This is a genomic window from Pseudomonas sp. FP2254 (genome assembly GCF_030687695.1).
Classification (GTDB): domain Bacteria; phylum Pseudomonadota; class Gammaproteobacteria; order Pseudomonadales; family Pseudomonadaceae; genus Aquipseudomonas; species Aquipseudomonas quebecensis.
Map to the genome: position 1 here is coordinate 4,708,114 of NZ_CP117444.1, position 11,718 is coordinate 4,719,831.

General features: G+C 57.3%; 11 protein-coding genes and 2 tRNA genes. 1 reads left to right on the top strand and 12 read right to left on the bottom strand.

The window, feature by feature from the left end:
* Window positions 1-9 precede the first annotated feature (9 nt).
* The 9 genes from rimP to rlmE all read right to left on the bottom strand — a co-directional run bounded on the left by rimP (window position 10) and on the right by rlmE (window position 7,075).
* Complete coding sequence (gene rimP / locus PSH94_RS21645; RefSeq protein ID WP_181080016.1) at window positions 10-468, bottom strand: ribosome maturation factor RimP; 459 nt, start codon at window positions 466-468, stop codon at window positions 10-12.
* A gap of 140 nt (window positions 469-608) precedes the next feature.
* Window positions 609-685, bottom strand: a tRNA-Met gene (locus PSH94_RS21650).
* A 96-nt stretch (window positions 686-781) separates the two neighbouring features.
* A tRNA-Leu gene (locus PSH94_RS21655) sits at window positions 782-867 on the bottom strand.
* A gap of 22 nt (window positions 868-889) precedes the next feature.
* Window positions 890-1,273: a preprotein translocase subunit SecG gene (gene secG / locus PSH94_RS21660; protein ID WP_253509405.1), complete on the bottom strand. Its 384-nt coding sequence runs from the start codon at window positions 1,271-1,273 to the stop codon at window positions 890-892.
* Between the two features lie 4 nt (window positions 1,274-1,277).
* Window positions 1,278-2,033, bottom strand: a complete 756-nt coding sequence (gene tpiA, locus PSH94_RS21665) for a triose-phosphate isomerase (RefSeq protein ID WP_181080018.1) — start codon at window positions 2,031-2,033, stop codon at window positions 1,278-1,280.
* Between the two features lie 66 nt (window positions 2,034-2,099).
* Entirely contained in the window at window positions 2,100-3,437 is a 1,338-nt protein-coding gene (gene glmM / locus PSH94_RS21670) for a phosphoglucosamine mutase (RefSeq protein WP_181080019.1), read from the bottom strand.
* A 16-nt stretch (window positions 3,438-3,453) separates the two neighbouring features.
* The gene (folP, locus tag PSH94_RS21675; RefSeq protein ID WP_305435739.1) at window positions 3,454-4,305 is read right to left on the bottom strand and encodes a dihydropteroate synthase; all 852 of its coding nucleotides are present in this window, start codon (window positions 4,303-4,305) and stop codon (window positions 3,454-3,456) included.
* An 8-nt stretch (window positions 4,306-4,313) separates the two neighbouring features.
* The gene (ftsH, locus tag PSH94_RS21680) at window positions 4,314-6,224 is read right to left on the bottom strand and encodes an ATP-dependent zinc metalloprotease FtsH (RefSeq protein ID WP_305435741.1); all 1,911 of its coding nucleotides are present in this window, start codon (window positions 6,222-6,224) and stop codon (window positions 4,314-4,316) included.
* A 200-nt stretch (window positions 6,225-6,424) separates the two neighbouring features.
* Window positions 6,425-7,075, bottom strand: a complete 651-nt coding sequence (gene rlmE, locus PSH94_RS21685; protein WP_010206606.1) for a 23S rRNA (uridine(2552)-2'-O)-methyltransferase RlmE — start codon at window positions 7,073-7,075, stop codon at window positions 6,425-6,427.
* 105 nt (window positions 7,076-7,180) lie between these two features.
* Between rlmE and PSH94_RS21690 the strand changes: the two genes are divergently transcribed.
* A complete protein-coding gene (locus tag PSH94_RS21690; protein WP_010206607.1) occupies window positions 7,181-7,489 on the top strand; it encodes a YhbY family RNA-binding protein in 309 nt (102 codons plus the stop codon).
* A 9-nt stretch (window positions 7,490-7,498) separates the two neighbouring features.
* Here the strand turns inward: PSH94_RS21690 and PSH94_RS21695 are convergent, their stop codons facing one another.
* The 3 genes from PSH94_RS21695 to carB are packed head-to-tail and all read right to left on the bottom strand — an operon-like array spanning window position 7,499 to window position 11,632.
* On the bottom strand, window positions 7,499-7,903 hold the full coding sequence (locus PSH94_RS21695) for an MFS transporter (protein WP_181080022.1): 405 nt from the start codon (window positions 7,901-7,903) through the stop codon (window positions 7,499-7,501).
* Window positions 7,904-7,931: 28 nt separating this feature from the next.
* Window positions 7,932-8,408 (bottom strand): transcription elongation factor GreA, encoded by a 477-nt coding sequence (gene greA / locus PSH94_RS21700; protein WP_181080061.1) that lies wholly within the window; start codon window positions 8,406-8,408, stop codon window positions 7,932-7,934.
* A gap of 2 nt (window positions 8,409-8,410) precedes the next feature.
* A complete protein-coding gene (carB, locus tag PSH94_RS21705; RefSeq protein WP_010206612.1) occupies window positions 8,411-11,632 on the bottom strand; it encodes a carbamoyl-phosphate synthase large subunit in 3,222 nt (1,073 codons plus the stop codon).
* Between the last annotated feature and the right edge of the window lie 86 nt (window positions 11,633-11,718).

Genomic DNA, 11,718 nt, shown 5'->3' on the forward strand with positions numbered 1-11,718 from the left:
ATCCGCGTCTCAGTCAAAACTGGGAATAATGTTGGCCTTGTCGACCATATCGATCGGCAACAGGAATTCATGGTCTTCTACCTGCACCACGACATCCTGTTCTTCTACACCGCGCAGAAGGCCCTGAAAGTTGCGTCGCCCTTCAAAGGGAGATCGCAGCTTGATCTTCACTTGTTCACCGGCATATTTAGCAAACTGCTCAAGAGTGAACAGTGGGCGTTCCATGCCTGGCGAGGAAACTTCGAGGGTGTATTCAACGGAGATCGGATCTTCAACATCCAACACACCACTGATCTGACGGCTGACAATGGCACAATCGTCCACCAGCACACCGCCCTCTTTATCGATATAAACGCGCAACATTGAGTGGCGACCTTGAGCCGAAAACTCAATACCCCAGCATTCATAGCCTAGGGCCACGACCACCGGGGCCAGCAAGGCCTGCAACTCTTCTAGCTTGCTCGACACCTGAACCCCCTCGTGCATGTATGTGCATGCTGTGCAAAATAAAAAAATGGGCGAAACGCCCATCCTTGAAACGCCGTCGAACAGCGGCGTTGAAAGTGTCCAGCTAACAAAAAGCCCCTTAAAAGGGGCTCCGCTAAAACTGGTTGCGGGGGCCGGATTTGAACCGACGACCTTCGGGTTATGAGCCCGACGAGCTACCAGACTGCTCCACCCCGCGACAAAGCTGGGGCGGAAGTATACGACCGATCCCTTGCAGGGTCAATGTAACCTTCCACCTACAAGAAAGCCCGCAACAGCGGGCTCTCCTGATAATTGGTACCGAGAAGGGGACTCGAACCCCTACACCCTATGGGCACAACCACCTCAAGGTTGCGTGTCTACCAATTCCACCACCTCGGCAATACAACGTTTACAACTCTTCTTACTTCTGCTCTTGAGCTGGAGGTACGTCAGTCGCTGGAGTAGCCGACTTTTGCTCTTGAAGCACCGGAACATCATCAGAAGCCGGTTTTGCTTTTGGTACTTCCAACACTGCTGGATCTGGCAAACCTACTTGAGTCAGCACATGAGCTTTCTCTTTAGCAAAGTAACCTAACCCCAAGCTGGTTATGAAGAAACCGGCGGCAAGTATAGCAGTAAACTTACTAAGAAAGGTAGAGGAACCTTGGCTTCCGAATACAGTATTTGAAGCACCTGCACCGAAAGACGCACCAGCATCCGCACCTTTACCCTGTTGCAGCAAAACCAGGGCAACTACGCCCAGTGCAGCCAACAGATGAAAAACGACCACGACTGTTTCCAGCATTTTTTCAGTTTCCCGCGGCGCGACAGATCGCACCGAACTCATCTGCATTCAGGGAAGCTCCACCAATGAGCCCCCCATCGATATCCGGCATGCCGAACAGTTCGACCGCATTGGCCGCCTTCACGCTGCCGCCGTATAGAAGACGCACACCTTGTGCGACTTCAGAATTCTCTGCCGCCAACTGCGCGCGGATGGCTGCGTGCACATCCTGCGCCTGTTGCGGTGTAGCAGTCAGCCCGGTGCCAATGGCCCAGACCGGCTCGTATGCGATGACCGCTTTTGCAAACGCACCAACACCCAACTCTTCGATGATGCTGCCCAGCTGACGCGAGACAACCTCAAGAGTCTTGCCCGATTCGCGCTGCTCCAGGGTTTCCCCTATGCACAACACTGGGATCAGACCGCATGCCTGTGCCGCTGCGAACTTGCGATTGAGCATCCCATCGCGCTCACCCATCATCTGACGGCGCTCGGAGTGCCCGACAAGCACAAAGGAACATCCCGCATCGACCAGCTGACTCGGCGCAATTTCGCCGGTCAACGCACCTTGCATGGCTTCCACCGCAGAATTCTGCGCGCCGACCTGGATCGACTTACCCTTCAAGCCATCAACCACTTGGGCGATATGCAGGCAAGGCGGGAAAACCGCAACATCGACACCGCCAGGCAATGCCAAGTGACGAAGGCCATTGATCAGCTCAGCGACACTGGCGCGGGTACCGTGCATCTTCCAGTTACCAGCTACCATAGTGCGACGCATGCTGTACCTCGTCGGTCAAAGTGGGCGCAGATGTTACCCAACCCTTTCATCACTGGCAAGCCGAATTCAGGCGCAAACTTCAGTTACCAGTTTTGCCAGGTCTTCAGCGTGGCCGCGAACCTGTGTTTCATCTTCACCCTCGACCATGACACGCACCAGAGGCTCCGTGCCCGACTTGCGCAGCAATACCCGCCCACGCCCTTCCATCGCCAGGGTTACGCGCTCACAAGCGTCCTTGACCGCAGGGTGCTCAATCGGGTTTTCGCCTCCACCGAACCGCACGTTCAGCAGCACTTGCGGACACTTACGCAACGCCTGCCGCGCCTGAGCCAAGCTTTCCTCGCGACGACGCAAGGCAAGCAGCACCTGCAGCGCGGCGATAATCGCATCACCGGTCGTGGTGTGCTGGAAGCACACGATATGGCCCGAGTTCTCACCACCTATCTGCCAATTACGCTCGAGCAGCTCTGCGATGACATAACGATCACCGACATTGGCGCGAATAAAGGGAATGCCCAGATCTGCCAGGGCGAGCTCGAGCCCGAGATTGCTCATCAAGGTGCCGACCACACCCCCTTGCAACTTGTTACGCTCATGCAGGTCGCGAGCAATAATGAACAACAAGTCATCGCCATCCACGATGGTACCTGTGTGATCCACCATCAGAACACGGTCGCCGTCGCCATCGAAAGCGATACCCAGGTCTGCATGCTCGGCCAATACTGCGGCCTGCAACTGCTCCATATGGGTAGAGCCGCAGTTGTCGTTGATGTTCAAGCCGTTAGGCTGGGCCGACAACACAGTAACCTGTGCACCCAACTCCTTGAACACGCTCGGCGCCACCTTGTAGGTTGCACCGTGGGCGCAATCGACAACGATCTTCAACCCGGCGAAATTGGTGCTGCTTGGCACGCTGCTCTTGCAGAACTCAATGTAACGGCCGGACGCGTCGTTAATACGCGAGACCTTGCCCAACTTGCTGGATTCGACCACTGTCATCGGCGCATCCAGCAACTCCTCGATCATCAGCTCAATCTCATCGGGCAGCTTGGTACCTTGACCCGAGAAAAACTTGATACCGTTGTCATCATGAGGGTTGTGCGAAGCACTGATAACAATGCCCGCCTCGGCATGGAAGGTACGCGTCAGGTAGGCGATGGCGGGCGTGGGCATTGGCCCCAGCAGCATCACATCGGCCCCAGCCGCGGACAACCCGGCCTCCAGCGCAGACTCGAACATATACCCCGAAATTCGAGTGTCCTTGCCCACCAGGATGCGACACGCGCCCATGCTGCGGAACGCCATCCCCGCCGCCCATCCCAACTTGAGCATAAAGTCAGGGGTAATCGGGAACTCGCCGACCCGACCACGGATTCCGTCGGTGCCAAAATATTTTTTAGTCATAAGTGCTCCATCATTCTTATTCGGCTGATTCTACAGCGGCAATCATACGCACCACGTCCACTGTCTCGGCGACATCGTGCACGCGCAGAATTCGCGCGCCTTTGGTCAAGGCGAGTGCCGCCAGTGCAAGTCCGCCATACAGACGCTCACCCACCGGACGATTCAACGCCAGCCCTATCATGCTCTTGCGCGACACCCCTACCAACAGGGGCCGACCAAGGGCATGCAAGGACTCCAGGTGCTTGAACAGGCTTAAATTATGTTGCAGGGTTTTGGCGAATCCAAAACCCGGATCAAGGATGATCTGCTCCGGCGCAATACCCACGGCAGCACATTGGGCAATCCGCTCAGCGAGAAAGCCTGTCACCTCTCCCACCAAATCGTCGTAATGCGGGTTGTCCTGCATAGTGCCGGGCTCGCCCAACATGTGCATGAGGCACACCGGCAACCCGGTAGCGGCAGCTGCGTCCAACGCGCCATCGCGCCGCAGTGACCGCACATCATTGATCAAGCCAGCCCCCAAACGAGCAGTTTCGCGCATCACTGCGGGGGTCGAAGTATCAACGGAGATGATGACGTCCAACTCCCGGGCAATACGCTCGACAACCGGAGCGACCCGCTCCAACTCCTCAAGAGGAGAAACCACACGGGCACCAGGCCGAGTCGACTCACCACCGACATCGATCAACGTCGCGCCAGCCGCCACCATCGCCTCGGCATGACGCAACGCAGCGTCCCGCTGACTGAATCGGCCGCCATCAGAAAAGGAATCGGGGGTTACATTGAGGATACCCATGACGTGTGTATGGGCCAAATCAAGAACCCGGCTGCCGCAAGGCAACCGGGTGGAGGGCAACACAGAAGTCATTTCAAACCTTAGTGTTCGGCTGCAGGACCGCCGATCGGGGTTTCAGGGCGTTCATTCTGGACCACGGGCGGAGTGCCCGAGGTGCCTGAACCGCCTTCCCAGTCGCGAGGTTCGCGCGGCGTACGACCTGCCATGATGTCGTCGATCTGATCGGCATCAATGGTTTCGTATTTCATCAGCGCATCGGCCATCGCATCCAGCTTGTCGCGGTTATCGGTCAGGATCTGCTTGGCCGTGCCGTAGCACTGGTCAATGATGCTGCGCACTTCGGAATCAATCAGCTTGGCAGTCTCACCCGAAAAACTGGCACTTTGACCGCCACCACCACGACCCAGGAACACCTCGCCATCTTCCTCGGCATACATCAAAGGACCGAGTTTTTCAGACAAGCCCCACTTGGTCACCATGTTTCGCGCTATCTGACTGGCTCGCATAATGTCGTTGGAAGCGCCGGTGGTCACACCGTCAAAGCCCAAGGTCATTTCTTCGGCAATCCGCCCACCATAAAGTGAGCAGATCTGGCTGATCAGCGCACGCTTGGAGAGGCTGTAGCGATCCTCTTCTGGCAGGAACATGGTCACGCCAAGTGCGCGACCTCGCGGAATGATCGAAACCTTGTACACCGGGTCGTGCTCGGGCACGACGCGCCCCACGATCGCGTGACCGGCTTCGTGATAGGCAGTGTTCTGCTTCTCTTTTTCAGACATGACCATGGACTTGCGCTCGGCGCCCATCATGATCTTGTCTTTAGCCAGCTCGAACTCTTTCATTTCTACAATGCGCTTGCCGGTACGCGCGGCAAACAGCGATGCCTCGTTCACCAGGTTGGCAAGGTCAGCACCGGAGAAACCAGGAGTACCACGGGCAATCACGGCCGGAACCACATCGTCGCCCATCGGCACTTTACGCATGTGCACTTTCAGAATCTGTTCGCGCCCGCGAATATCAGGCAAGCCAACCACCACCTGGCGGTCAAAACGGCCTGGACGCAGCAAGGCTGGGTCAAGCACGTCAGGACGGTTGGTCGCGGCGATGACGATGATGCCGTCATTCATCTCGAAGCCGTCCATCTCTACCAGCAGCTGGTTGAGCGTCTGTTCGCGCTCATCATGACCACCGCCCATGCCAGCACCACGATGACGACCAACAGCGTCGATCTCATCGATGAAGATAATGCACGGCGCGTGTTTCTTGGCCTGCTCGAACATATCGCGAACACGGCTGGCACCGACACCAACGAACATCTCGACGAAGTCAGAACCGGAAATTGTAAAAAACGGCACCTTGGCTTCGCCAGCAATTGCCTTGGCCAGCAAGGTTTTACCCGTACCCGGAGGGCCGACCATCAGCACGCCGCGCGGAATACGACCGCCAAGACGCTGGAATTTGCCCGGATCGCGCAGGAATTCGACCAGCTCACCGACTTCTTCTTTGGCCTCATCGCAGCCGGCAACATCAGCCAGCGTGGTTTTCACCTGATCCTCGGACAGCAGGCGTGCCTTGCTCTTACCGAAACTCATCGGTCCGCCCTTGCCCCCCGCGCCGCCCTGCATCTGGCGCATGAAGAACATGAAGACTGCAATGATCACCAGAATAGGGAAACTGGCCACCAGAAGCTGGGTCCAGATGCTCTGCTGTTCAGGCTGCTTGCCTTCAACCACCACGTGGTTATCGACCAGATCGCCGATCAGACCGTTATCCTGAATTGCCGGACGAATGGTCTTGAAGCTGTCGCCATCGTTACGCTTGCCGGTGATCACATAGCCATCTACCGCTACGCGCTCGACCTTGCCATCCTTGACTTGCTGGATGAAGTCGGAATAGTTGAGGGTCTGCGGCTCGTTAGGGCTGGAGAAGTTGTTCATCACCGTCACAAGGACAGCCGCGATGATCAACCACAGGATCAGATTCTTTGCCATATCGTTCAATTAACTACCCTCTGAAGCAAGCTCCGCTGCTGGCGCGCGCTTCGCATGATATTCACCGGCCTAACTTACTACATTACCTACAACTCTGGCAGGCGCCGTCTGTAACCCTTTGTGAAACTTTGACTACACAATATTCGTAAAGCTTCATGACGAAAGCGATATAAAAAAACCTATCGACTCCCTTCAAACCTTTAAAGACGCTCATCGCTGGCAGCGCCTTCAATGCCACGGAACCCACGCGCCAACAGGTATTGCTCGCGGGACCGATCCCGGGAAGAGTCCGGTTTGCGCATCTGAACCTTGTCGAATAGCTTACGGATGTTCTTGTGATACTCGTCGAAACCTTCCCCCTGGAAGACCTTGACCAGGAAATCACCCCCCGGACGCAATACCCGGCCCGCCAGATCCAGCGCCAATTCGCACAGGAACATGGCGCGCGGCATATCAACAGCCGGTAATCCACTCATATTGGGGGCCATGTCGGAAATCACAAGGTCTACCTGCGAATTTCCCACGGCTTCAAGAATCTCGGCCAGTACCGCATCCTGAGTGAAATCCCCATGTACAAAGGTTACATCCGGAATGCTGTCCATCTCCAGAATGTCGGAAGCGATCAACCGCCCCTGCCCACCAATCAGACGACTGGCAACCTGTGACCAGCCGCCAGGCGCCGCTCCGAGGTCGATCACACTCATGCCGGGGCGGAATAGTTTGTCCTTGTCCTGCAACTCCAGCAGCTTGTAGCTGGCCCGGGAGCGGTAGCCGTCCTTCTGCGCCTTTTTGACGTAAGGGTCGTTGAAATGCTCTTGTAGCCACTTAAGGCTGGTTTTGGAACGGGCCACTGGGCACCTCGAAAATAAAACGGGTCGTGATTAACTGGGCGGTCCCGGACTCGCTCGGGTAAACTGGCCGCCGCTTTTTACAAGATCAGACGCAGGGGTCAGATTATGCCGCTCACTCAAGAGCAGAAGAAACAATACAAATCCATTGGCCACCATCTGAAACCAGTTCTGATTGTGGCAGACAACGGTTTGACTGAGGGTGTGTTAGCCGAATTCGAACGCGCACTCAACGATCACGAGCTGATTAAGATCAAGGTTAATATCCTTGACCGCGAAGCACGCCTGGCCGCCATTGCAGAACTGTGCAAGGTGGGCAAAGCGGACCTGGTTCAGGTTATCGGCAAGATGGCACTGCTGTATCGCAAGAATTTCAGCGTCAACAAGCAACTGTCGAATGTTCACCGCTTCAAATGATAGCAAGGGTCAAGGGCGTGCTTCGCGCGCCCTGCCACTCCAACCCGGTGCCGGCTGTATCACCAGCACGAGGCCTGAGAACCCTAGCACAAGATAGCTGAATAGTTGCCAGCGCAACGCTTGCGGCAGCCAGACATGCACGACGAAATACATCGAACAGCCATACAGCGCCATCAACAGTAATTGCCCACGAATATCCCGCCACAGACTCTCCAAGCCCTCGGTCCTTACCAGCACCAACACTTGAAGTATCACGCACGCCGCCGCAAAACCCACCAGCAACGCACTCAGTAATCCATCGAGCTCATCGATCAGCAACGGCGCCAGCCCAATCAGGCCCAACGCCGGCAAAACGCCAAGGTGCAACAGCCACAAGCCACCCACCCAGAGCATCTGGGTGAGCTGCCAGAGCATTGCGCCCGCCTGGAGCGGGCGCCGTCTTTCAGACGTGACGAACTTCGACAATCTCGTACTCGATCACACCGCTTGGTGTTTTCACGGCGACCACGTCGCCTTCTTCCTTGGCGATCAAGGCGCGTGCGATCGGCGAGCCGACAGAGATCTTGCCTTGCTTGATGTCAGCTTCATCCTCACCCACGATGTGGTAAGTCACGCTCTCATCAGTCTCGACGTTGGCAATTTCAACGGTCGTACCGAAAATCACCTTGCCGGTGTGCGGAATAGTGGTCACATCGATGATCACAGCATTCTGCATGCGGCCTTCGATATCGCGGATCCGCGCCTCGACCATACCTTGCTGCTCGCGAGCAGCATGGTATTCGGCGTTTTCCTTCAAGTCACCCAGCTCGCGGGCCGTACCGATGTCCTGGCTCAGCTTTGGACGTACGACCTTGGTCAGGTGGGCGTGCTCCTCTTCCAGGGCCTTGGCACCCTGGACGGTCATTGGGTATTTGGTAATGCTCATGCCTTCAATCCTGCGTGTAGATCCTGCAAGCGACGCACGGTCTTTTCCGGACCGAACTTGAGCGCTTCGCAGATAGCTTCGCCAGCAGCAATGGTGGTGGTGCAGTAAATCTTGTGCTGCAAGGCGTTACGACGAATGGAGTAGGAATCCGCGATCGATTGACGACCTTCGGTGGTGTTGATGATCAAAGTGACTTCGTCATTCTTGATCATGTCGACCACGTGCGGACGACCTTCCGTTACCTTGTTCACGCGACGCACTTTCAGGCCGGCAGCCTCGATCAGCTTGGCGGTCCCGGCGGTGGCCACGACCTCGAAACCCAAGTTGATCAGATCACGGGCCACACCTGCAACCAGTGGCTTGTCGTCATCGCGCACGCTGATGAACGCCGTACCGCCGGTCGGCAGCACTTCGCTGGCGCCCATCTGCGCCTTGGCAAAAGCCTCACCGAAGGTATCGCCCACGCCCATCACTTCACCAGTGGACTTCATTTCCGGGCCCAGGATCGGGTCCACGCCAGGGAATTTGGCGAACGGGAACACCGCCTCTTTCACACTGTAGAAGTTCGGGATGATTTCCTTGGTGAAGCCGATTTCCTTCAGGGTCTTACCAGCCATCACACGCGCAGCGATCATGGCCAGCGACACGCCGATGCACTTGGAAACGAATGGCACGGTACGCGACGCGCGCGGGTTGACTTCGATGACGTAGATGTCTTCGCCCTGCAAAGCCAACTGCACGTTCATCAGGCCGACCACACCCAGTTCGAGGGCCATTTTCTTGACCTGCTCGCGCATCTCGTCCTGGATGTGCGCCGGCAGCGAGTAAGGCGGCAGCGAGCATGCGGAGTCACCGGAGTGAACGCCGGCCTGCTCGATATGCTGCATGATTGCGCCGATCACCACGTCGGTGCCGTCGCAGACCGCATCCACGTCCATCTCGATGGCGCAGTTAAGGAAGTGGTCCAGCAGCACCGGGCTGTCATTGGAGACTTTCACCGCGTCGCGCAGGTAACGCTTGAGTTCTTCTTCTTCGTAGACGATTTCCATCGCACGGCCGCCCAGCACATAGGACGGACGCACCACCAGCGGGTAGCCGATCTTGCTGGCAGCACGAATCGCTTCATCTTCGCTGCGCACAGTAGCGTTCGGCGGCTGACGCAGGTTCAGGCGCTCAACCATTTGCTGGAAGCGCTCACGGTCTTCTGCACGGTCGATAGCGTCCGGGCTGGTGCCGATAATCGGTACACCCGCCGCTTCGAGGGCGCGCGCCAGTTTCAGCGGGGTTTGGCCGCCGTACTGAACGATCACACCTTTAGGCTTCTCGACGCGCACGATTTCCAGCACGTCTTCCAGGGTCACCGGCTCGAAATACAGGCGATCGGAGGTGTCGTAGTCGGTGGAAACGGTTTCCGGGTTGCAGTTGACCATGATGGTTTCGTACCCGTCCTCGCGCAGAGCGAGGGCGGCGTGTACGCAGCAGTAGTCAAACTCGATACCCTGGCCGATACGGTTTGGCCCGCCGCCCAGGATCATGATCTTGTCGCGACCCGACGGCGCCGCTTCGCACTCTTCCTCATAGGTGGAGTACAGGTACGCGGTGTCGGTGGAAAACTCCGCCGCGCAGGTGTCGACGCGCTTGTAGACCGGAAAGATTTCCAACTTGTGGCGATGAGTACGCAGGTTCTTCTCGGTCACACCCAGCAACTTGGCCAGACGCTGGTCGGAGAAGCCCTTGCGCTTGAGGCGGAACATCATGTCGCGGTCGATGCTGGCCAGGCCCAGGGTCTTGACCTTCTCTTCTTCCTTGATCAAGTCTTCGATCTGTACCAGGAACCACGGATCGATCATGTTCATGCCAAAGATGTCTTCGACAGTCATGCCGGCACGGAACGCGTCCGCCACGTACCAGATACGCTCGGCACCCGGCACGGTCAGTTCGCGCTTGAGCACGCTCATGCTTTCCGGATTGCTCAGGTCGAGCTTCTCGTCCAGACCGCAAACGCCGACTTCCAGGCCTCGCAAGGCTTTCTGCAGAGATTCCTGGAACGTCCGGCCGATGGCCATCACTTCACCCACCGACTTCATCTGGGTGGTCAGGCGCGCATCCGCCTTGGCGAACTTCTCAAAGGCAAAGCGCGGCAGCTTGGTCACGACGTAGTCGATGGAAGGCTCGAAGGACGCCGGGGTTTTGCCGCCGGTGATGTCGTTCGACAGTTCATCCAGGGTGTAGCCCACCGCCAGCTTGGCCGCGACCTTGGCGATAGGGAAGCCGGTGGCCTTCGACGCCAGTGCCGAGGAACGGGATACACGCGGGTTCATTTCGATCACGACCATACGGCCGGTGTTCGGGCAGATACCGAACTGAACGTTGGAACCGCCGGTTTCCACACCGATCTCACGCAATACCGCCAGGGAGGCGTTACGCAGGATCTGGTATTCCTTGTCGGTCAGGGTCTGCGCCGGAGCAACGGTGATCGAATCACCAGTGTGCACACCCATCGGATCGAAGTTTTCGATGGAGCAGACGATGATGCAGTTGTCCTTTTTATCGCGGACAACCTCCATCTCGTATTCTTTCCAGCCAATCAGAGACTCGTCGATCAGCAGCTCTTTGGTCGGCGACAGGTCGAGCCCACGGGCGCAGATCTCTTCGAACTCTTCACGGTTGTAGGCAATGCCACCACCGGTGCCGCCCATGGTGAAGGACGGACGGATGATGCAGGGGAAGCCCAGGGTCTCGAGGACCGCGTTGGCTTCTTCCATGCTGTGGGCAATACCGGAGCGCGGGCATGCCAGGCCGATGGACTTCATGGCCTTGTCGAAGCGCGAACGGTCTTCGGCCTTGTCGATGGTGTCGGCATTGGCGCCGATCATTTCTACGCCGAACTTCTCCAGAACGCCTTCGCGCTCCAGGTCCAGAGCACAGTTCAGCGCGGTCTGGCCGCCCATGGTTGGCAGCAGCGCGTCCGGACGCTCTTTCTCGATGATCTTGGCAACGGTCTGCCATTTGATCGGCTCGATGTAGGTCGCGTCGGCCATCGCCGGATCGGTCATGATGGTGGCCGGGTTGGAGTTCACCAGGATGACGCGGTAACCCTCCTCACGCAGGGCTTTACACGCCTGGGCGCCGGAGTAGTCGAATTCGCAGGCCTGGCCGATCACGATCGGGCCAGCGCCGAGAATCAGGATGCTTTTTATGTCTGTACGTTTTGGCATGGGTTTGTCACTCAAATCCGCAGGTCAGTCGGCAAGCCGTCTTGAACAATCTTTAGAGAGCCTGCGGGGGCCACCGGTTTTCGGGG